Here is a 19,925-nt window from a genome sequence, read left to right as displayed (position 1 = left end):
AAGGTCAGGCAGCCACGACCCTTATCGTCCAGAAGTCGGTGGACAGATTTTCATCCAGCAGATAGCTGTAGGGCAGGGTGAAGTAGCCTTCCATGCCCCAGCCAGTGCCCCATGAGTTGCGCAGGATGAAATGCTGGTGGGCATCGTTGTAGCCCACTGCCAACACGCAGTGCCCTCCGAGCATTTTTTCGTGAGGGCCCGGCATCGGGGCATGCCCGGTCTGGGCGACTTTCTTGCTTTCAAAGCTTTCGTAGACGGAAAAACCAATGACAAACGGATAGCCTGCCGCCAGGCAGCCTTTCATCTGGTTGAGGTTTTGCGCAACCTTCTGGTAGGACACCGCTTTGTATTTACTAGCGTCCTTGTAACAGGCAGCCGGAGGTTTGACAGCGAACTTTTCAATGTCATAAGGCCACTCTTTTTCAGGGCAATCACCTTGCTCCGCTACACTTTTGATTCCGTGGCGGATCATCGCGCCGCTGTCCGAATCGACGGTATGCTCAATGACCCGTTCGTTGTAATAGATAAACAACCGCGAGGGCTCGAACGCGGGCGTCAGCTTTTGCTTCATGCGATCAAACTGAATCGCTCCGGCAATACCGTTTGCGGTGCAACTGCCCAGTTGGCCCTGGTCGTATACGGGCGGGCAATGGGGGCGCAGATCAACCATGTGTGGGAGCGCCGCCAGCGCCGTTGTGGGGGCCGCATAAAGATGATCGCGATGATCAGGCAGATCGCGAATCCATCCATACTGTTTCACGGTATAGGTCATTTCGTATCTCCTTGTAAGACACTGTCGGAAAAGTTGACAGTCCTCATGTAAACAGGTTTTTGGCAGGCGCGGATTAAACTTCATTTAGTAAGTAGTGAGCTATGAGTTGGCCGAGTGGGCTCATTTGGCCAGTACTGTTAGTTGAGTAATAGGCCATGTGAATCAATTTTTAAATGAACTTGCGGAATAGACTTTCCGCTTTTTTCTGCGCTGGGTACGAGCCACAGAGATTTATCGAAAGTGGCAAAACGATACTGCTTTACAGACGCTTATCCTAAGCCTCATAAGCGTACCAGCTGGTACATTTAAATTGACAGCATGCGATGTCCGGGCTAAAAGATACACCTCGGTACAGTTATGGGCAGGCGCGAGCCACCGCATGCAAGATGAGGGGTAGAGGGATGGAGACGATGCAACTGCATGAAATACTGGCTGCTCACCTGCGTATCGATAAGCCGCAAGCGCTTTGTAACCCTCAACGAGGGCAACGCAGCAGCGGTGAGATACTGGGAGGAGAATTTAACGGCGATCGATTGCAGGGGCAGGTTCTTCCGGGAGGTAGCCTTTTTCTCGTGCCCCAGGATGACAGCCTTGCACGATTCAGCCTGTACTACACCTTGCTGACTGACGACGGAACAAAGATAGATGTCGTCGGAGAAGGGCTCGTGGCCTTCGATGAAACGGACCGCGCGCCATTCGCCGAATCGCGCTGTCGGTGCACATGCAGCAAACAGTTCAGCGTTCCTTCCGGCGCTCATGATTACCTGCAGAGAAACCTGTACGTCGGCAGATTAAATATAAAAGCCGGGGATGACCGCCTGCGTGTCAGTATTTATCAGGTTAACGAGATATAGAGAGCCTTCAAAGAAGCGCGTGGGTGTGAAAGCAAGTGTCAAGTGTGTTATCAAGGTATAAACCTTGTCGCTGACACTTGGCGGGTCGGAGTAATGGCGTTTAAATCATTTTTGCTGGTTATGTATATAACCAGAGACTGGTCAGTCTGACAAGGCGGCTTGCGTGCAGGCTGGGTTCAACCATTCTCAGTTTATCAGTCGGCTTTGAAGTGCTCGAAATTGTCCACCAATAAGCAATTCAAGCGTTACTTCCATGGGCGTGAGGACGGTCTGTCGCCCACGCCGGATATATGTCTGGTTCATTTGGTTGTGGCGTGACCGTTACTAGCTGGCAAAAAAGCTTAGTCCTTTGCCGATCGCGCATTCATAACTCACCGGATTGCCGACCTGCTGGTAGCCGGGAACACTCAGCGTCGTCATGCTGAATACGGCACTGCCATTAGAGCGTATCTGGTAGCGAATGAACTGCTCGATGGGCTTGTTATCGCGATCGAGGGTGAAGTGGCTGTCCGAGAACGCGAGGGTGCCGTCGGGAGTGATGCGGTAGGCATCGATGCGTTTGCCGCCTTTGGTTTTGGACGGCTCGGCACCCGCGACCGAAGACTTGCATTGCCCAAGATCAATCGCCACAGCGACCGACTCTCCGGTGTTCAACGCCTGGATGATAGCGGGGTAGCTGACCAGCGCGTCGCCAGCGTGAGCAGCACCGGGCAGTGCAAGGGCAAGTAATGCGGCAGCGTAATAATATTTCATGGCAACTCCAGTAAGTCAGTCTGAAGGTTGAAAAGACCGTCATCTCGTGGTTATCGAGCGTCGCGAAACCTACCATAAGGTTTCCTTGAAGTGGGCCCTGAATAGCAGTGGCACGGCTCTGATTCGACGTTCTTCATTCTTTTTCTCGATCAGCCGATAGAAATGACGGTGCTAATTTATTCGTCAGCCACGGGAAGGGGATTGAACATGCTGAGACAGCTGAAAATAGCCGCGCGGACCTCCGCCTGCTTTGCGTTGATGGTGGTGCTGGTGTTCGGGCTTGGTATTTTTAGCATTCAGCAATTGCACGGTATTCGTGAGCAATCGCTTGAAATCGAAAACGACGCGCTTCCAGGGATTGCGCTGGGTGACGATATTGCCCTGGCGGTCGAGAAAACCCGCACCACCGTGGCCAAAATGCTTGCCACGCATGATCTTGCGCAGGTAGCTCAGGCTCACAACGAGTTCCTTGAAAGAAAGGCTGGTTTTCAAAAGGCCGTAGAGGCCTACGACCCGCTGATCACCGATGATGAAGAGCGCGCGCTCGTAGAGGGTCTGAAGAGCACTTATCAGGGCTACATCGAGCGTGGCGAAAAGGTCTATACGCTGATCAACGAGAATCAGGCAGAGGCCGGAAGGGCGCTCGTCTGGGGCGAGATGAAGGCCATGGCGGAAAGTATCGAAGCCGCCCTTGGCAAGCTGGAAAAGATCAATGATGACTCCGAAGCCGAATCCAGCGCTGCAGCGACTTCGGTGTATGAAAACGCCCTGATCGTCACTCAGGGGGTTATGTTTCTGACGGTGTTACTGACCGTATTGCTCGCCTGGCGCCTGACCAAAAGTCTGGCAGTGCCGATCAGTCAGGCGCTGCACAGCTCGGAAACCATTGCTGCGGGCGACCTGCGTCCCAGCGCAATCAACCGTGAGGGCACTGATGAAGCGGCCCTTTTGCTGCAATCGATGGAGCGCATGCGCGGCAATCTGAGCCAGACCCTGAGTCAGGTGGGCGATGCCGCTCACCAATTGGCCTCGGCCACAGAGCAAATGAGTGTGCTGATGGTCAACAGCAACGCTGACCTTGTGGTGCAGAACAGCGAGATAGAAATGGCCGCCACCGCCGTTACCGAGATGAGCCAGGCGGTCGACGAAGTAGCGCGAAATGCGGTGGCCACCTCGGAAGAATCCAAAGCCTCTTCGGTGTCGGCCCGCGAAGGTCAGGAAGAGCTCAATCAAACCGTTCAGTCGATCCTTGAACTGACCCGCAATGTCGGCACCGCGTCGGTCGAGGCGCAGGCGCTGGCAACCCGCACGCTGGATATCACCAAGGTCCTGGATGTTATTCGCGCAGTCTCCGAGCAAACTAACCTGCTGGCCCTCAATGCCGCCATCGAGGCGGCACGGGCTGGCGATGCCGGGCGGGGTTTTGCCGTAGTTGCGGACGAAGTTCGCGCGCTGGCTCATCGCACCAGCGAGTCGACCCGTGAGATCGAGACCATGATCGGGCACATCCAGCAGGGCACCAAGAGCACGCTGGTGGCGCTTGAAGTCAGTACCGAGCAGGCCCAACGCACCAAACAGCAGGCCGAGTCGGCCAACGCCGTGCTGGCCAGTATCGCCAGTTCGGTCATGGTCATCGATGAGCGAAATACGGTGATCGCCAGCGCTTCTGAGGAGCAGGCGCTGGTCGCGCGCGAAGTGGATCGCAACCTGGTACGAATCCGTGACTTGTCGGCGCAGTCGGCAGTGCGCACCGGCCAGACCGGCAGTGCCAGTCAGTCGCTGGCCGAACTGGCGAGTGATCTGACTACTACCCTTAGGCAGTTCAAGCTTGGCTAAGCAGTCAGGCATGACCTTGCTGTTGCCCGGACAACAGCGAATCGACAATGTGTTCGCCGCCTTGGGCCTGAAGCGTCGGCTATCAGCCTAGACGCAATTCGGCGCAATAGCCTGCAAGCCAGGCTCTGCGCCGTTGCCAGCGTAACCGCAGGGCTTTGGGCATGACCTGTGCACTGCTGATCAGGATTGTTTTCCTGAGCCAGCGGAGCCACCCGAATGCCTGATGCCGTCCCGATTTACCAGCCAACCCGCCTGCGTGCATTAGGGCGCGCTCTGGCGCTGACCGTGTTGGCCACCAGCTTTGTCGCGACGGCATATGCCGATGACAGCGATGTACCTTCGCTGGCGGGCAAGCGCATCGCGATCAGCATGACCGGTACCAGTCACTACTTCGATATCAAGACGTTTCAGGCGCAGGTGGATGAGGTCAAGCGCCTGGGTGGCACGCCTATAACGCTCGATGCAGGTCGCAACGACAAGAACCTGGTCAATCAACTGCAGACCGTGGTTACGCAAAAACCCGACGCGGTGATTCAGACCCTGGGCACACTCAGCGTTATCGACCCCTGGCTCAAGCGCATCAGCAAGGCGGAGATTCCACTGTTCACCATCGATGCACCGTCGCAATACAGCCTCAACAACACCACCTCGGACAACATTGCCACCGGCAAGGCACTGGCCGGGCAACTGATCAAAGACGCGGGTGGCAAGGGCAACGTGCTGGTGTTCAACGGCTTTTATGGTGTGCCGGTGTGTGCCATTCGTTACGACCAGCTCAAGTTGGCGCTCAAGGATCATCCGGAACTGAAAATCATCGAGCCGGAGTTGCGTGACGTCATTCCCAACACGGTTCAGGACGCTTACTCGCAAGTCTCGGCACTGCTTAACAAATACCCCAAAGGCAGTGTTTCGGCGATCTGGGCGGCCTGGGACATTCCCCAGCTGGGTGCCAGCAAGGCACTGATCGACGCCGGAAGAACTGAAATCAAGACCTATGGCGTCGACGGCACCCCGGAAGTGCTTGAGCTGATGCGCCGTGAGAACTCGCCGATTGGTGCGGTGGTTGCGCAGCAGCCGGCCCTGATCGGCAAGACCGCGGTGCAGAACGTCGCTCGCTACCTGGCCGGGCAACGCGACCTGCCCAAAGAGACTCAGGTGCCGACCTTGCTGACCACGGCCGCCAACTTGCCGCAAGTGCAGGAACTCAGGGGCGATAACTGACGCAGGAGATCGACCATGAGAGCAGCGATTGCAGACGTTACGAGGGCAACGGCGGCCTTGCACTTGCAGGGCATCAGTAAGCGCTTTGGTGCCACTCAGGCACTGGATGGGGTCAACCTGCGGGTCGAGGCCGGAACGATTCATGGGCTGGTTGGCGAAAACGGCGCAGGCAAGTCAACCCTGATCAAGGTCCTCGCCGGTATTCATCGCGCCGATGCGGGCAGCTTGAGTATTCATGGCCAGCAGTTCGACAGCTTTACTCCGCGCCAGATTGAAGCCGCGGGCGTGCATTTCATTCATCAGGAGCGCTTGCTGCCGGGCAGCTTCAGCGTCGGCGAGGCGTTGTTTTTCGGGCAGGAAATCAAACGCGGTCTGTTCGTCGATCGACGCGCTCAGGAGCGCGAAGCGGCCCGGTTGCTGGATGATTATTTTGCCATGCGCCTGCCGAGCGGGGCGCTGGTACGCGATCTGGACAGCGCGCAGCGACAGATATTGCAGATCACTCGCGCACTGCTGGCCAAACCGCAGGTGCTGGTGTTCGACGAGCCGAGTGTGTCACTGGTCAAACAGGAGGTGGACCGGTTGTTGGCGATTGTCCGGCGCTTGCGCGATGACGGTCTGACCATTGTGTACATCTCCCACTACCTGCAGGAAATCGAATCGTTGTGTGATCAGGTCACCGTGCTGCGCAATGGACGCGATGTGGCGGTGGTTGATCCCGCGCTTGTCAGCACCGCGCAGATCGCCCGGCTGATGGTCAATCGTGACGTGGGTGAGCAATATTTCCGGGCGCAGACGCAGCCCGGCCCGCCAGTGCTTCAATTGAACGGGCTGGGAGCAGGACGCTTTTACAACGGCGTTGACCTGAGCGTGCGAAGTGGCGAAGTGGTGGGCCTGACCGGGCTGGTCGGCTCGGGTGCCAAGGAATTGCTCAAGAGCCTGTTCGGGCTGCTCAAGCCGGATCGTGGCGACGTGCTGTTGAATGGTCAGCCGTTGCGCCTGAAATCCCCTCGTGATGCGGTGCGCAACGGTATCGCGCTGGTCCCCGAAGAGCGCCGCACGCATGGCGTAGCGCCAGCGCTTTCGGTGCTGGAGAACATTACCCTGGCCAGCCTCGGGCGCTTCAGCCGCTGGGGATTGCTCGACGGTGCTGCGCAGTCAAGGGAAAGCCAGCGCCTGATCGGTGAACTGGCGATCAAGACCTCAGGCCATGATGCGGCGGTTCAATTGCTCAGCGGTGGCAACCAGCAAAAGGTCGCCCTGGCCAAGTGGCTGAGTCGACACTCGACGTTGTACCTGCTGGATGAGCCCAGTGTGGGTGTCGACATTGGTGCCAAGGTGGAAATCTACCGGCTGATTGCCCGGCTGGCTGAAGGCGGTGCAGCAGTGCTGGTGCTGTCGTCGGACCTGCCGGAACTGATCGGCATCACCCAGCGCATTGTGGTGCTGCACAGGGGGCGTATTGCGGGCGAATTCGATTCGTCGAGCACCGACAGTGACCAGTTGCTGGCCTGCGCCACCGGTGCCAGCGAAAGCCGTCATGACGGTAAACATACTCTCCAGGAGACCCGCCATGTCCACGCTTGAAACATCAGTCATTCAGGTCGGCGATCCCTCGCAACGCTGGCTGGTGCGGCTGGCACAGCGCGGTTCGTTGCTGGTATTTCTGGCGATACTGCTGGGCTTTGCGGTCAGCGCGCCCAACTTTCTCAGCATCGGCAACATCAGCAACGTGTTCGCCCAGTCAGCCGTGCTGGGCATATTGGCGCTGGGCCTGACATGTGTGGTTATCGGCGGTGGCTCCAACGTTGTCAGCGGCGGGCTGGACCTGTCGCTGGCGGCCAATCTCGGTCTGTGCGCAGCCGTTTACAGCAGTCTGAACAACGCCGGTTTCGACGCCTGGCAAGCGATTGGTTTGACGCTCGCCTGTGGTCTGCTGGTTGGCGCGCTCAATGGTCTGGCAGTGGTGTTTTTACGCTTGCCGCCGTTGCTGGCGACACTTGCGAGCATGAATTTGATTGCAGGTCTGGAGCTGGTGCTGACCCAGAACACCGTACTGGCTACCGATTCCGCGCTGCTGGACAGTCTGGCTTCCGGCGTCTGGCTGGGCATTCCGGCGCTGGCGTGGGTGTTGCTGAGTGTCGCAGCGCTGTTGTGGCTGCTGATTCAGCACAGCGCGTTTGGCCTGCGCCTGTATGCCATCGGTGAATACCCGCAAGCGGCAACTGCTGCCGGCCTGAATCTGCAGGGCCATGTGTTCGCCAGCTACCTGATTGCCGGTGGCTGCGCCGCCATTGCGGCGTTCTGCTCTGCTGCATTTTTCAGTGGCAGCACCACCGGCTCCGGCGACATGCTGCTGTCAGTGGTGGCGATTGCCTTTCTCGGTGTGGTGTTCTCGCGGCGCCTGACCGCCAACATTCCTGGCACCTTGCTGGCGACGTTGCTGCTGGGTTTTCTGATCAATGGCTTTCAATTGCTGAACATCTCCAATTTCTGGGTCAATGGCGTTCAAGGCGTGCTGATCCTGCTGGTGGTGGCATTTTCCGGGGCGCTGGGCCGCCGGGAGGGTGAACAATGAATACGCTGACCCTGAACACTTCTTCAACACTGGTGAAATTCCTGCCGCGCCTGTTGCCTGCGGTCCTGCCGCTGTTGGTATTGATCATCCTGCTGTTTTTCGCCATCAATGCACCGGGATTTCTGAGCTGGGGCAACCTGTCGAGCCTGGTGCTGAACAATTTTGTGTTGCTGGCCATTGTGGCCGTTGGCATGACTTGGGCAGTTGCTGCCGGCGGCATCGATCTGTCGGTGGGAACGGCGCTGGACTTTGCCAGCCTCGGCTTTGTCGTCACGCTCAATGGCGGCCACGGTCTGGGCGCGGCCATCGCGGTGGCCTTGTTGGCAGGCGGCGCGGCGGGCGCGTTTAATGCGACGCTGATCGCCGGGCTGCGTATTTCGCCGTTTCTGGCGACGCTGGGTACATTGTTTATCGGCACCAGCGTGCAGCAGCTGTTATCCGACGGTGGTCAACCTATCTACATCGCTCAGGGCGCGTTGCCGGGCATTAGCGGTGTACTGATTCTGGGCGTGCCATTGCCTCTGGTGGTGGTCGGGGTGCTGGCAGGGTTTTACGGGCTGGTGCTGGCGCGTGGCCGTTTGGGGCGGGAAATGCTTGCGCTGGGGACTCAGCCGCAGCTGGCGTATTACTCGGGGCTTTCTACCCGGCGCATCGCCGTACAGGTGTTTGTCGCCAGCGCTCTGGCCTGCGCGGTCGCCGGTATCCTGCTCAGCTCCACGGTCAACGCCTACGTGCCGATGTCGGGCAATGCCTACCTGATCAACGCCATTGGCGCGGTGTTCATCGGCACGACGCTGAGTCGCCATGGGCGTGCCAACATTGTCGGGACGTTATTGGGCGTGCTGTTCATCAACGTCATCGCCAATGGTTTGTTGTTGATCGGCTGGAACTTCTATTGGCAGCAGGTAGCGACCGGGGTGCTGATCTTTCTGGTGCTGGCGTTCAGCTTTGCCAGTCGCCACCTGTTGCGTAACGCGGCGTAACCTTACGCCTCAGGCTTTGCCGGTACCGCTGCCGATCTGCCAGACAAAAGGCGGCTCGGTACCATTGATGCGCCAGTCACCGACAATGCGCGCCTTGTAGATCAGCGGATTGTGCGATGCCGCTGTGCGAGCATTACGCCAGTGGCGATCCAGCGCCTTGTTGACGCTGACGCCTGACGCGCCCAGCGCATTGAACAGCTCGGTGGCAGAGCGCAGCACCAGTTCCGACACAATGACCTGCGCCTTGGCCGTCTCGATTTCCGCGGCAATGTTGGCGTCTTTTTCCTGCTGTGGATTATTGCCGAAGCGTGCCACATAAGCGCGTTGCAAAGGCTCGGCAGAACGCAGGGTGGCCGCCTCTGCGGCGTAGACCTGGGCGGCGATCTGGCCAACCACTTGCTGCACCTGTGAGTCCTGGCTGACGCTGCCCGCATTGCCGTGGCTGAAGATGCGCTTGCGGTCGCGCACTTCATGCGCGATGTCGCGTTCGACGGCTCGGCCAATACCTGCCAGCACCGCCAGCAGCACCAGCTGATAGAACGCCGTCTGGTATTTAAAACGCTGCTCGAACGGAATGACATGTGTGGCAGGCAGCGGCACATTGTCGTACACCGAGGTGCCACTGCCGGTGGTGCGCTGGCCAAACCCGTCCCAGTCGTCACTGTGACGCACGCCTGCGTGCCTGGCATCCACCACCGCAATAACATCGGCTCCAGTGTCGGCGCGCTGGGCGTAGACGTCGATCCAGTCGGCGAAAATGCTGCCGGTGCTGTAAAACTTGGTGCCGTTAAGCACGAAGCCATCGCCTTGAGGGCTGACTTTGGTTATCACATCGCCGATTTTCACTGCCCCTACCTCGGTCCAGCCGTTGCCGACCAGATCCCCAGCCACGAAGCGTGCAAACCATGTGTCCCGGTCGGCGCCGGGTGGTGCATTCAAGCGGTCTTCGACAAAGGCGAAATGCGCTCGCAAGGCTTGCGGAATGTTCGAGTCGGCTTCGGCCAGTTCTATCAGCAGTTGAAACAGCTGGCTGACCGAAGCACCCGCACCGCCGTATTCAATGGGCACCCGCACAGCGCCGAAACCGGCTTTCTTCAGCCAGGCAATCGGTTCATAGGGCAGGGCGCGGGCTTTCTCGCGTTCGACGTTGCCAGCGCCGATCTCGCGGAAAATCGGCCGGAACCGGTTGGCCAGAGTTTCGTAATCGGTGCCCAGCGAGAGAGGGTTTGAGCCGGTTGATTGAGTCATGCGGTACTCCTGAACGCGAAGAGATCGGCACATGGGCCGGGTGGGTTCGTGCAGATCTCTGCATGCTTTATGCCTGAATATAACTAACTGATTTTTATAGATTTTATTTTAATTGGCGGATTCATCTGTTGTCCGGGCAACAGCCGCGCAACAGCTTGTCTGCAAACCGCACAGTGATAAAACTCATTCAGGCGTTGCAACTTATTGATATTAATAAGGTTGTTAGACTGGCACGCTCGCTGCTATGGCTTCATCGATTCTTTATCGACGGAAGCGCAACATGTGCGACTCATTGCCCCAGGCGCTGCTACAGCAGGCTCAAAGCCGCCCTGAACAGACGGCCTTGCGTTACAAGCAATTCGGTATCTGGCAGAAACGTAGCTGGGGCGAGCTGGCCATTGACGTCAGAAGCTTGGCTGCTGCCTTGAAGTGCGTCGGGTTCGGCCCGGCCGACAGGCTGTTCATTATCAGCGAGGCGCGAGCCGAAGCGTTGTTGTTGACGCTGGCGGCGCACTGGCTTGGGGGCAGCGTCAGCTTGCTCGACCCGGCGCTGGATAACCGCGCATGGCTGGCAGGCCAGTCGCCGGAGTTTGCAGTGGTCGACGGGCTGGAAGCGCTTCTCCAGGTGCGCGTCGCCTCACCGGGCATCGTCGTGTTGCTGGACAAGCGCGGCCTGACTGAGGCTGATGACAGCGGGGTGATCGACTATGCCCGACTGTTGAACGGACCCGCTGGCGACGTTGCCGATCCGCTCCAGAGCCGGGCTGCGGCCTTTGTCTTTCCCGCTGTCGACTGGCAGCCGGACCTGCAGTTGAGTCATGCAGTTCTGCTTTCGGACGCAAGGCAATTGGCGCAAAGGCATGCGCTTTCCAGCCAGGATCAGGCATTGGCCGCCAGAGTGTTTGCCGCCAGCGGGCAGGCGCGCTATCTGTTGGCACCCTGGCTGGTTGCCGGGTTTTGCCTGAATTTTCCCGAGGCCCTTGGCACTCGCGACAACGACCGTCGCGAACTGGGGCCCACCCTGGTGCTGGGCACTCGCGAGTCCTACGCACGTCTGGAACTCTGGGTCAGGGAGCGCTTGCCGCTACCAGGCAGCATCAGCCACCGGCTTTATCAATGGGCGATGGCTCCTGCTCCGGGTGCCGTGCGGCGCTGGCTGGGTTATTGGTTGATTCGCCGCCCGCTGCTGGACGTGTTGGGCATGAGTCGGCTGGCTAAACCATTGCTGGCAGGCGATGCGCTGACGCCACAGAGCGAAGCGTTTTTTACGGCGCTGGGTATCAGGCCAATCAGGTTGGGGGCAGCGAGCCAGGCCAATCAGTCGCAAGAACCGGCAGATGATATGCCGCATGCGCCAGCACTACTGGGTGTGCCGTCTTGAGTGCGCTGGCGCCTGTGACGCTGTTGGAACTTGAAGATATTTCCTTATCTTTCAAAGGGGTTAAAGCTGTTACCTCAATCAGTTTCTCGGTGGCTACAGGCGAGATCTGCGCATTGATAGGCCCCAATGGTGCGGGCAAGAGTTCGCTGCTCAACGTCATCAATGGCGTGTATCAGGCGCAAAGCGGCTCCATCACTTATGCCGGCCAGACGCGCCGCCGGATGCGTCCGCACCAAGCGGCCGAGGGCGGTATAGCCCGTACTTTTCAGAATATCGCCTTGTTCAAGGGCATGAGTGTGCTGGACAACGTGTTGACCGGGCGCAATCTCAAACGGCGCAGTACCTGGCTTGAGCAGATGCTGCGCATCGGTCGGGCACCTGCCGAAGACGACGAACAACGCCGGCATGCCGAGCGGGTGATTGAGTTTCTGCGCATCCACCCGTGGCGCCATGCACTGGTGGGCAAACTTTCCTATGGCCTGCAAAAACGTGTCGAACTGGCCCGCGCCCTGGCGGCGGAACCGCGTCTGCTGTTGCTGGACGAGCCGATGGCCGGAATGAATGCCGAAGAGAAGCACGAGATGAGTCAGTTCATCCGCGATATCAATCGTGAGCTGGGCGTCACTGTGGTGCTGATCGAGCACGACATCGGTGTGGTGATGGGCCTCAGCGACCATGTGGTGGTGCTGGATTACGGTCGCAAGATCGGGGACGGCACACCCGCGCAGGTTCGCGCCAACCCTCAGGTAATCGCTGCGTATCTCGGCACGCGTCGTTCGTCTTCGGTCGGGAAACCATAAACCATGGAATTCTTCTTTGAAGTGCTGATCGGCGGGCTGTTGGCAGGTGTCATGTACTCGCTGGTGGCGATTGGGTTTGTGCTGATCTACAAGGCGTCGGGGGTGTTCAACTTCGCTCAGGGCGCGATGGTGCTGTTCGCGGCGCTGACGTTTGTCAGCCTGCTGGAGCGGGGTGTGCCATTTTTCTGGGCGTTTCTGGCAACGCTGGCCAGCATGGTGGTGCTGGCGCTGTTGATCGAAAGAATGGTTCTGCGCCCACTGGTCAATCGTCCACCGATCATTCTGTTCATGGCCACCCTTGGCCTGTCGTACATGATCGAAGGCCTGGCCCAGGCGCTGTGGGGGGCGCAGGTTCACGGCCTTGAGCTGGGCATCCCTGACGAGCCACTGGAAATTCGCGGCATGTTGCTCTCGCAGTTCGACCTGTTCGCGGCGGGCACGGCTGCGGCGCTGGTGATTGCCCTGTCGTTGCTGTTCAACCGTACTCGTATCGGTCTGTCGTTGCGTGCAGTGGCGGACGACCCATTGGCCTCGCTGGCCGTGGGTATCCGTTTGCCACGCATCTGGGCGGTGGTCTGGGCCGTGGCCGGGTTTGTCGGACTGGTGGCCGGGCTGCTCTGGGGGGCGCGGCTGGGGGTGCAGTTTTCCCTGTCACTGGTGGTGCTTAAGGCGCTGCCGGTGTTGATCATTGGCGGTTTTTCCTCGATTGGCGGCGCGATTGTCGGCGGTCTGATCATCGGCGCAGCCGAGAAGCTGGCCGAGATTTACCTGGGGCCGATCATCGGCAGCGGTATCGAAAACTGGGTGCCGTATGTGCTGGCGCTGTTGTTTCTGCTGGTTCGCCCTGCCGGCCTGTTCGGCGAGCGGGCGATAGAGCGCGTCTGACTTTCATCAAGGATCAATGCCATGCTTTATCGAGAAACCGGACAATTGGCGAGTAGCTACGCGGATGAACGCCGGGTGTTTCGTCTGCGCCAGGACCGCATCGGGCTGTGGAGCCTGTTGGTATTCGCTTTTATCGCAGTGCCGTTGCTGGGTAACGATTACTGGTTCAGCGCGATCCTGATTCCGTTTCTGGTGCTGTCGCTGGCGGGGCTGGGGCTTAACCTGTTAACCGGTTACGCCGGGCAATTATCGCTGGGCTCGGCTGCGTTCATGGCGGTGGGTGCTTTCGCTGCCTATAACCTGCAACTGCGGGTGCCGGGCATGCCGTTGCTGCTCGGTTTCGCGCTGGGTGGGCTGGTGTCTGCGCTAGTGGCGTTGCTGTTCGGGCTGCCCAGCCTGCGGATCAAGGGCTTCTACCTGCTGGTTTCGACACTCGCCGCACAGTTTGTGGTCGAGTGGGTGTTGACCCGCTTCAGCTGGTTCACCAACGACAATGCCTCGGGCGTGATCACCTCGCCGCCACTGATCATCGCCGGGGTGAATTTCAGCTCGCCGCAAGGCCGCTACCTGTTGACGCTTGGGCTGGTAGTGCTGCTTTTCTGGCTGGCGAGAAATCTGCTTCGCGGCGAGCTGGGCCGCAACTGGATGGCCGTGCGCGATATGGACACCGCCGCTGCGGTAATCGGCATTCGCCTGTTCAAAGCCAAACTTCTGGCATTCGCCATCAGCGGTTTCTATCTGGGCGTCGCTGGCTCGCTGTGGGCGTTCGCTTATCTGGGCACGGTCGAGCCGCATGGTTTTGACCTGAACCGGTCATTCCAGATTCTGTTCATCATCATTATCGGCGGGTTGGGCAGCGTGCAAGGCAACTTCCTTGGCGCGGCGTTCATCGTGCTGTTCCCGATTCTGCTCGGCAACCTCAGCGCCTTGTTGCCGGTCGGCCTGATCGATTCCGGGCAACTGGAAAACATTCAGAAAATGCTTTTCGGCGCCTTGATCATCGCTTTTCTGATCAAGGAGCCCGAAGGGCTGGCGCGTCTCTGGCTGCGCTTTCGTCAGCGCGCACGCGTCTGGCCGCTGCGCTATTGACTGGTTACTCACCCACAAAAACCTCGTGTACCTCAAGGAATGCGCCTATGAAACACCGAAAATCCCTGTTGCGTCTGGCCCTCGGTATGGCCCTGCTGGGGTGTGGTCTGGTTACCACGGCACAGGCTGCCAACGAGCAGTATTTCCCGCTGCAGAGCTACCGGGTAGGCCCTTATGCTGCGGGCGGCACCGGGTTTTTCGGTGGTTTCATCGACTACCTGCAATACGTCAATGCCAACGGTGGGGTCAATGGCGTCAAGTTGACCTGGTCGGAGTGCGAAACCGAATACGTGGTGGAGAAGGGCGTCGAGTGCTACGAGCGTCTCAAGGGCGGGCTCAACGGTGCGCCGGCTGCGGCGACCAATCCGCTTTCCGTCGGCATCGCCTACGCCACGCTGGAGCGCTCTACTGCCGACAAACTTCCGCTGATCACCATCAACCACGGACGCACGGATTCCACAGACGGCAGTGTCTTTCCCTATGTGTTTCCGCTGCAGTTGAACCCGTACTCCGAAGTGTCGGCCATCGTCAATTACATCGGTCAGCGTGAAGGCGGCCTGGCGTCGCTCAAGGGCAAGAAAATCGCGGTGCTGTATCACGGCTCGCCTTATGGCAAGGAAACCAATGGTGTACTGGAAACCCTGGCAAAAAATTACGGCTTCGAGCTGACCACCCTGGAAGTACCGCACCCCGGTAACGAACAGCAATCGCAATGGCTGAACATTCGTCGCCTCAAGCCCGACTGGGTGATCCTGCGTGGTTGGGGGGTGATGAATCCGGTGGCGCTGAAGTCGGCGCAGAAGGTTGGTTTTCCGGTGGATCACATTATTGGCAACATCTGGAGCAATTCCGAGGAAGACGTGATTCCCGCAGGGGCAGCCGCCAAGGGCTTCATTTCAATCACCACGCACCCCTCCGGCACTGACTTCCCGGTGCTGCAAGGCATCAAGACGGCGGTGCTCGACAAGGGGCAGGGCAACCTGGCCGACCCCAAGCGTTTTGGCACCGTGTATTACAACCTGGGTGTGGTGAACGGCATCCTCAATGTCGAAGCGCTGCGCATTGCACAGGCCCGATTCGGCAATAAGCCACTGACTGGCGAGCAGGTGCGCTGGGGGTTCGAGCATTTGAACCTTGACGACGCACGCTTGCAGGCGCTGGGTGCCAAAGGGCTGGTACAGCCATTGAAGCTGTCGTGCGCTGACCACGAAGGCGGTGGTGCGGTGCGCTTTCAGCAATGGGACGGCCAGCGCTGGAACCTGATCAGCGACTGGATACAGGCTGATCGTGCCTTGTTGCGGCCCATCATCGAGGCATCGGCTGCGCAGTACGCCAAGGAAAAAGGCATTACCCCGCGCGATTGCAGCAAGGAGCAGTAAACCCGATGAGCCTGATCCCGCATGCTGCGCCCGCTGCCGAAACCATTCTGTCGGTGGAGCAGGTCGAGGTGTTCTACGAGCAATCCATCCTCGCGTTGCGCGGGATCAGTCTGCAGGTTCGGCAGGGCCAGATCGTGGCCTTGCTGGGGGCCAATGGCGCGGGAAAAAGCACTACGCTCAAGGCCATTTCCAGACTGGTGAGTGCCGAGTGGGGCGAGGTGGTCAGTGGCCGGATTCACTACCAGGGCCTGCCAATCACCCGTTCCGATCCTTCGGCACTGGTCAAAAACGGTCTGGCGCAGGTGCTGGAAGGTCGACACTGCTTCACCCACTTGAGTGTCGAGCAGAACCTGCTGATCGGCGCTTTTGTGTCGCGACCATCACGGGCCGAAATCAAGGCCAGGCTGGAGAAGGTCTACAGCTACTTCCCCAGGCTGCGCCTGTTGCGTAAACGGCTGACCGGCTATACGTCGGGCGGTGAACAGCAGATGGTCGCCATCGGCCGGGCATTGATGTCCCAGCCTCGTTTACTGCTGCTCGACGAGCCTTCCATGGGACTGGCTCCGCAGGTAGTCGAGGAGATTTTTGACACGCTGGCGCGGCTCAATCGCGAGGCGGGGCTGAGCCTGCTGGTGGCCGAGCAGAATATCAATCTGACCCTGGAATACGCGCACTTCGGTTATGTGCTGGAGAACGGCCGGGTGGTGGGCTCAGGGACTGCGCAGGAACTGGCCGGGAGTGACGATATCCAGAACTTCTATCTGGGCACAGCGACTCAAGTGTGAATCCCCGCTGTTCGCCCAGCAACAGTGTTCGGACATTTTGTTCTGCGGGGCACCGCCGAGAATCTTAAATTTAATGCAAGCGACTGTTTTAAAAGAAAAATAATTTACGGCACGGGCTGTGCACTGTTCAAGGTCAAGCGTGTTGAGTGTTTTCAACCTGTCGCCAACGAGCAGGAGCCAGCCCATGAGTAACCCACTCTCAATTCCACCTGCAGCACCGCCCAGAGCACATGTCATCGCTTCCGATGCCGAAGCCATCGAAGTCGCCACAGCACTGGCCAGCCGGTTTGCCGAGGAAGCGTCGCTGCGTGATCGCGAACGCCGTCTGCCGGTCGCCGAGCTGGATGAGTTTTCCGCCAGCGGACTGTGGGCCATTACCGTGCCCAAAGCCTATGGCGGTGCAGGCGTTTCCTACGTCACTGTTGCGCAAGTGATCAAGATCATTTCTGCCGCCGACTCTTCGCTCGGGCAGATCCCGCAGAACCATCTGGGCGTGCTCGATATCCTGCTGCAGACCGGCACCGAGGAGCAGAAGCGCCACTATTTCGGCAAGGCACTGGCCGGTTACCGCTTCGGCAATGCGTTCTCCGAGTCGAAAAGCAAGAACGCCGGAGCCTTCCAGACCCGTATCCGCTTCGATGGCGAGCACGCGGTGCTGGACGGTGAAAAGTTTTACTGCACCGGCGCGCTATTCGCGCACATCGTGCCAGTGGCGGGGGTCAACGAGAAGAATCAGGCCTTTATCGCGTTCGTCGAGCGCGGCAATCCGGGCCTGACGATCATCGACAACTGGGACGGTTTCGGCCAGCGCACCACCGCCAGCGGCGGGGCAGTCCTGAACGCTGTCCGCGTGCCGTCGAGCGCGGTGATCCCTGCGCACCGGGCATTCGATGAGCCGACTGCCGACGGGCCGATTTCGCAGATCATTCAGGCGGCGGTGGACACCGGCATCGCCCACGGCGCCTTCGAGGAAACCCTCAAGCACGCACGACTGGCGCGGCCATGGATCGACAGCAAGCAGGATTTCGGCTGGCAGGACCCGTTCAGCATCGCCACCATCGGCGACTTGCAGTGGCGGCTGCATGGCACCGACGCGATTCTCGCCAAGGCCGGCCAAGCCATTGACCATGCGTTGGCCGAACCCAGTGAGGCCAGCGTCGCGCAAGCATCGGTGATCGTCGCGCAGGCCAAGGTGCTGTCGGCACAGATTGCCTTGCTCGCCAGCAGCCAGCTGTTCGAACTGGCTGGCACCCGTTCGGTGCTGGGCAAACTCAATCTGGACCGTTACTGGCGCAATGCGCGCACCCACACCCTGCATGACCCGGCACGCTGGAAATATCACCTGATCGGTAATCAGGTGCTCAACGGCATTGCACCGCCACGCCATGCCTGGAACTGATCAAGGAGTACGCCCATGACGCATCCCGCTATTACCGCACAACTGAAGGTCGCCGCCGAAGACCTTGGTCAGGCGCGCGAAGGCTTGCAAGACACCCTCGATTATCTGCGTGAGCACGCTCAGCCATGGCCGCTCAGTGACCTGCAGCGCATTGTCGATGATCCCTATGTGATCAGCAAAGTCGGCGACCTGCAGATTCGTCTGGAGGTTGCCGCCGCGCTGCTGGAGCGTGCCCGGAGGCTGGATGGCTCGCCCGAGCAGCGCCTTGTCGCCAGCAGCGAGGCGGTCATCGCCAGTGCCGATGCATTGCAGGCGGTGGGCAATATTCAGTACGAATTGACCGGCCAACGTTCGTCATTGCCTGCCCCGACCGGTCGTGAACCGCTGCGCTGGCACTATCAGGTTATCGGCAATCAACGCCTCAATGGCGTGGTTCCGCCGCAGCTTCAGGAGTAAGTGTATGTCTCGTCAGATTCGCCTCAATGCGTTCGACATGAACTGCGTCGGCCATCAGTCGCCTGGCCTCTGGGCTCATCCTCGTGATCGCTCCTGGCAGTACAAGGACCTGGAATACTGGACCGATCTGGCCAGAATTCTTGAGCGCGGCAAGTTCGATGGTTTGTTCATTGCCGATGTGCTGGGCATTTACGATGTTTATCGGGGTAACGGTGAGGCGGCCATTCGCCAGGCCACGCAGGTGCCGGTCAATGATCCGTTGCAGCTTATTCCGCCCATGGCGCTGGTGACCGAGCATCTGGGCTTCGGCCTGACAGCGTCGCTGTCGTTCGAACATCCTTATCCGTTTGCCCGTCGTCTGTCGACGCTCGATCACCTGACCAAGGGCCGCGCAGGCTGGAATATCGTCACGTCGTATCTGGAGAGCGGCGCGAAGAACCTGGGGCAGAAAACCCTTACCGAACACAATGCGCGCTATGACTATGCCGAGGAGTATCTGGAGGTTTGTTACAAACTCTGGGAAGGCAGTTGGGAGGAGGGCGCGATTCTGCGTGATCGCGAGCGTCGGGTATTCAGTGACCCCGGCAAGATCCACGAGATTCGCCATGTCGGCAAACACTTCCAGGTGCCGGGTATTCACCTGTGCGAGCCGTCGCCGCAACGTACACCGGTTCTCTATCAGGCTGGGGCTTCAAGCCGCGGCAAGCAGTTCGCCGCCGAGCACGCCGAATGCGTTTTTGTGGCCGCACCCTCCAAAGTTCTGCTGAAAAAGACCGTGGCCGATATCCGTCGCCGCACCGCCGAGGCCGGTCGTGACCCCTCCAGTGTGCTGATTTTCAACTTGCAGACGGTGATCCTTGGCGAAACGGACGCCAAGGCCAAGGCCAAATTCGAGGAATACAAAAGCTGGGTCAGTTATGAAGGCGCGATGGCGTTGATTTCCGGCTGGACCGGCATCGACTTCAGCCAGTTCAAGCCTGATGAGCCGCTTCGGCATGTGCACACCAACGCCATTCAGTCGGCAGTCGAGACCTTTTCCACTGCTGACCCGAACACGGTGTGGACGCCGCAGGCGCTGGCCGATTGGGTCGGTATCGGCGGTTTCGGCCCGCTGTTTGTCGGCAGCCCGGAAACCGTGGCCGACCTGCTCCAGGAGTGGGTTGAAGAAACCGACGTGGACGGCTTCAACCTGGCCTACGCGCTGACCCATGAAACGTTCATCGATGCGGTGGACCTGCTGGTGCCGGAACTGCAGAAACGCGGCGTCTACAAGACCGAATATGCCAAAGGCACCCTGCGCGAAAAGCTGTTCGGCGAAGGACCGCGCCTGGAAGCGGGGCACCCGGGCGCTGCCTTTCGCGACCTCGCTGCACTGCATCGCGCTCGCCAAACGGAGAGTGCCTAAACGTTTGACGACTGTCGTTGCCCAGGTGGCGCGGCGCAAATCTGTGACGCGGAGCGTCACGAACGGCATTCCCACGCTGGAGCGTGCGGAACGATAATCCC

General features: G+C 59.3%; 18 protein-coding genes and 1 pseudogene. 16 read left to right on the top strand and 3 right to left on the bottom strand.

Annotated features, from left to right (window positions below; translation table 11 throughout):
* Window positions 1–4: 4 nt before the first annotated feature.
* Window positions 5–772 carry a C1 family peptidase gene (locus AO068_RS08280; protein WP_058402347.1) on the bottom strand — a complete coding sequence of 256 codons (768 nt, stop codon included), beginning with the start codon at window positions 770–772 and terminating at the stop codon, window positions 5–7.
* 401 nt (window positions 773–1,173) lie between these two features.
* Here AO068_RS08280 and AO068_RS08275 point away from each other — a divergent pair, with 401 nt between their 5' ends.
* Window positions 1,174–1,626 carry a DUF3237 family protein gene (locus tag AO068_RS08275; RefSeq protein ID WP_058402371.1) on the top strand — a complete coding sequence of 151 codons (453 nt, stop codon included), beginning with the start codon at window positions 1,174–1,176 and terminating at the stop codon, window positions 1,624–1,626.
* A 324-nt stretch (window positions 1,627–1,950) separates the two neighbouring features.
* Here AO068_RS08275 and AO068_RS08270 read toward each other — a convergent pair whose 3' ends face one another.
* Window positions 1,951–2,379, bottom strand: coding sequence for a VirK family protein (locus tag AO068_RS08270; protein WP_058408101.1), 429 nt, complete (start codon window positions 2,377–2,379; stop codon window positions 1,951–1,953).
* A gap of 162 nt (window positions 2,380–2,541) precedes the next feature.
* Here AO068_RS08270 and AO068_RS29695 point away from each other — a divergent pair.
* The 6 genes and pseudogenes from AO068_RS29695 to AO068_RS08245 all read left to right on the top strand — a co-directional run.
* Window positions 2,542–3,063, top strand: a pseudogene (locus AO068_RS29695) (MCP four helix bundle domain-containing protein); the annotation flags it as partial.
* A complete protein-coding gene (locus AO068_RS08265; RefSeq protein ID WP_410003677.1) occupies window positions 3,037–4,215 on the top strand; it encodes a methyl-accepting chemotaxis protein in 1,179 nt (392 codons plus the stop codon). The pseudogene AO068_RS29695 and the gene AO068_RS08265, both read left to right, overlap by 27 nt.
* A gap of 216 nt (window positions 4,216–4,431) precedes the next feature.
* Window positions 4,432–5,436 (top strand): sugar ABC transporter substrate-binding protein, encoded by a 1,005-nt coding sequence (locus AO068_RS08260; protein WP_058408099.1) that lies wholly within the window; start codon window positions 4,432–4,434, stop codon window positions 5,434–5,436.
* A 15-nt stretch (window positions 5,437–5,451) separates the two neighbouring features.
* On the top strand, window positions 5,452–7,023 hold the full coding sequence (locus AO068_RS08255) for a sugar ABC transporter ATP-binding protein (protein ID WP_058408098.1): 1,572 nt from the start codon (window positions 5,452–5,454) through the stop codon (window positions 7,021–7,023).
* Complete coding sequence (locus AO068_RS08250; RefSeq protein ID WP_058402352.1) at window positions 7,010–8,014, top strand: ABC transporter permease; 1,005 nt, start codon at window positions 7,010–7,012, stop codon at window positions 8,012–8,014. Before AO068_RS08255 ends, AO068_RS08250 begins: the two co-directional genes overlap by 14 nt.
* Window positions 8,011–8,997 (top strand): ABC transporter permease, encoded by a 987-nt coding sequence (locus AO068_RS08245; protein WP_004665242.1) that lies wholly within the window; start codon window positions 8,011–8,013, stop codon window positions 8,995–8,997. The genes AO068_RS08250 and AO068_RS08245 overlap by 4 nt, the downstream gene beginning before the upstream one ends.
* 9 nt (window positions 8,998–9,006) lie before the next feature.
* On the opposite strand, the gene AO068_RS08240 is transcribed toward AO068_RS08245, so the two are convergent.
* Window positions 9,007–10,245 (bottom strand): acyl-CoA dehydrogenase family protein, encoded by a 1,239-nt coding sequence (locus AO068_RS08240; protein ID WP_058408097.1) that lies wholly within the window; start codon window positions 10,243–10,245, stop codon window positions 9,007–9,009.
* A 280-nt stretch (window positions 10,246–10,525) separates the two neighbouring features.
* On the opposite strand from AO068_RS08240, the gene AO068_RS08235 reads away from it, so the two are divergent.
* From AO068_RS08235 to AO068_RS08195, 9 genes are all read left to right on the top strand, one after another.
* The gene (locus AO068_RS08235; RefSeq protein ID WP_058408096.1) at window positions 10,526–11,626 is read left to right on the top strand and encodes an AMP-binding protein; all 1,101 of its coding nucleotides are present in this window, start codon (window positions 10,526–10,528) and stop codon (window positions 11,624–11,626) included.
* Window positions 11,623–12,426 carry an ABC transporter ATP-binding protein gene (locus tag AO068_RS08230; protein WP_404944487.1) on the top strand — a complete coding sequence of 268 codons (804 nt, stop codon included), beginning with the start codon at window positions 11,623–11,625 and terminating at the stop codon, window positions 12,424–12,426. Before AO068_RS08235 ends, AO068_RS08230 begins: the two co-directional genes overlap by 4 nt.
* A 3-nt stretch (window positions 12,427–12,429) precedes the next feature.
* Window positions 12,430–13,311 (top strand): branched-chain amino acid ABC transporter permease, encoded by an 882-nt coding sequence (locus AO068_RS08225; protein WP_005733105.1) that lies wholly within the window; start codon window positions 12,430–12,432, stop codon window positions 13,309–13,311.
* A 21-nt stretch (window positions 13,312–13,332) separates the two neighbouring features.
* Window positions 13,333–14,400 carry a branched-chain amino acid ABC transporter permease gene (locus AO068_RS08220; protein ID WP_004665249.1) on the top strand — a complete coding sequence of 356 codons (1,068 nt, stop codon included), beginning with the start codon at window positions 13,333–13,335 and terminating at the stop codon, window positions 14,398–14,400.
* Between the two features lie 47 nt (window positions 14,401–14,447).
* Window positions 14,448–15,779 (top strand): ABC transporter substrate-binding protein, encoded by a 1,332-nt coding sequence (locus AO068_RS08215; RefSeq protein ID WP_058402356.1) that lies wholly within the window; start codon window positions 14,448–14,450, stop codon window positions 15,777–15,779.
* Window positions 15,780–15,784: 5 nt separating this feature from the next.
* The gene (locus AO068_RS08210) at window positions 15,785–16,564 is read left to right on the top strand and encodes an ABC transporter ATP-binding protein (RefSeq protein WP_058408095.1); all 780 of its coding nucleotides are present in this window, start codon (window positions 15,785–15,787) and stop codon (window positions 16,562–16,564) included.
* Window positions 16,565–16,748: 184 nt separating this feature from the next.
* Window positions 16,749–17,963 carry an SfnB family sulfur acquisition oxidoreductase gene (locus AO068_RS08205; protein ID WP_058408094.1) on the top strand — a complete coding sequence of 405 codons (1,215 nt, stop codon included), beginning with the start codon at window positions 16,749–16,751 and terminating at the stop codon, window positions 17,961–17,963.
* Window positions 17,964–17,978: 15 nt separating this feature from the next.
* Entirely contained in the window at window positions 17,979–18,419 is a 441-nt protein-coding gene (locus tag AO068_RS08200; protein WP_005733099.1) for an acyl-CoA dehydrogenase family protein, read from the top strand.
* Window positions 18,420–18,423: 4 nt separating this feature from the next.
* Window positions 18,424–19,824 (top strand): LLM class flavin-dependent oxidoreductase, encoded by a 1,401-nt coding sequence (locus tag AO068_RS08195; protein ID WP_058408093.1) that lies wholly within the window; start codon window positions 18,424–18,426, stop codon window positions 19,822–19,824.
* Window positions 19,825–19,925: the final 101 nt, after the last annotated feature.

Origin of the sequence: Pseudomonas sp. ICMP 3272 (assembly GCF_001466905.1) — a bacterium.
In the GTDB taxonomy this organism is placed as follows: Bacteria; Pseudomonadota; Gammaproteobacteria; order Pseudomonadales; family Pseudomonadaceae; genus Aquipseudomonas; species Aquipseudomonas amygdali.
Note: the sequence above shows the minus strand (reverse complement) of the source record. Positions and strands in the feature narration are given on the sequence as shown.

Excerpts from the sequence above, each read along its gene's own strand:
- AO068_RS08260 (WP_058408099.1), top strand. The coding sequence starts at position 4,432 with ATGCCTGATGCCGTCCCGATTTACCAGCCAACCCGCCTGCGTGCATTA.
- AO068_RS08200 (WP_005733099.1), top strand. The coding sequence starts at position 17,979 with ATGACGCATCCCGCTATTACCGCACAACTGAAGGTCGCCGCCGAAGAC.
- AO068_RS08250 (WP_058402352.1), top strand. The coding sequence starts at position 7,010 with ATGTCCACGCTTGAAACATCAGTCATTCAGGTCGGCGATCCCTCGCAA.
- AO068_RS08255 (WP_058408098.1), top strand. The coding sequence starts at position 5,452 with ATGAGAGCAGCGATTGCAGACGTTACGAGGGCAACGGCGGCCTTGCAC.
- AO068_RS08225 (WP_005733105.1), top strand. The coding sequence starts at position 12,430 with ATGGAATTCTTCTTTGAAGTGCTGATCGGCGGGCTGTTGGCAGGTGTC.
- AO068_RS08215 (WP_058402356.1), top strand. The coding sequence starts at position 14,448 with ATGAAACACCGAAAATCCCTGTTGCGTCTGGCCCTCGGTATGGCCCTG.
- AO068_RS08235 (WP_058408096.1), top strand. The coding sequence starts at position 10,526 with ATGTGCGACTCATTGCCCCAGGCGCTGCTACAGCAGGCTCAAAGCCGC.
- AO068_RS08245 (WP_004665242.1), top strand. The coding sequence starts at position 8,011 with ATGAATACGCTGACCCTGAACACTTCTTCAACACTGGTGAAATTCCTG.
- AO068_RS08275 (WP_058402371.1), top strand. The coding sequence starts at position 1,174 with ATGGAGACGATGCAACTGCATGAAATACTGGCTGCTCACCTGCGTATC.
- AO068_RS08220 (WP_004665249.1), top strand. The coding sequence starts at position 13,333 with ATGCTTTATCGAGAAACCGGACAATTGGCGAGTAGCTACGCGGATGAA.
- AO068_RS08195 (WP_058408093.1), top strand. The coding sequence starts at position 18,424 with ATGTCTCGTCAGATTCGCCTCAATGCGTTCGACATGAACTGCGTCGGC.
- AO068_RS08270 (WP_058408101.1), bottom strand. The coding sequence starts at position 2,379 with ATGAAATATTATTACGCTGCCGCATTACTTGCCCTTGCACTGCCCGGT.
- AO068_RS08240 (WP_058408097.1), bottom strand. The coding sequence starts at position 10,245 with ATGACTCAATCAACCGGCTCAAACCCTCTCTCGCTGGGCACCGATTAC.
- AO068_RS08205 (WP_058408094.1), top strand. The coding sequence starts at position 16,749 with ATGAGTAACCCACTCTCAATTCCACCTGCAGCACCGCCCAGAGCACAT.
- AO068_RS08210 (WP_058408095.1), top strand. The coding sequence starts at position 15,785 with ATGAGCCTGATCCCGCATGCTGCGCCCGCTGCCGAAACCATTCTGTCG.
- AO068_RS08280 (WP_058402347.1), bottom strand. The coding sequence starts at position 772 with ATGACCTATACCGTGAAACAGTATGGATGGATTCGCGATCTGCCTGAT.
- AO068_RS08265 (WP_410003677.1), top strand. The coding sequence starts at position 3,037 with ATGAAGGCCATGGCGGAAAGTATCGAAGCCGCCCTTGGCAAGCTGGAA.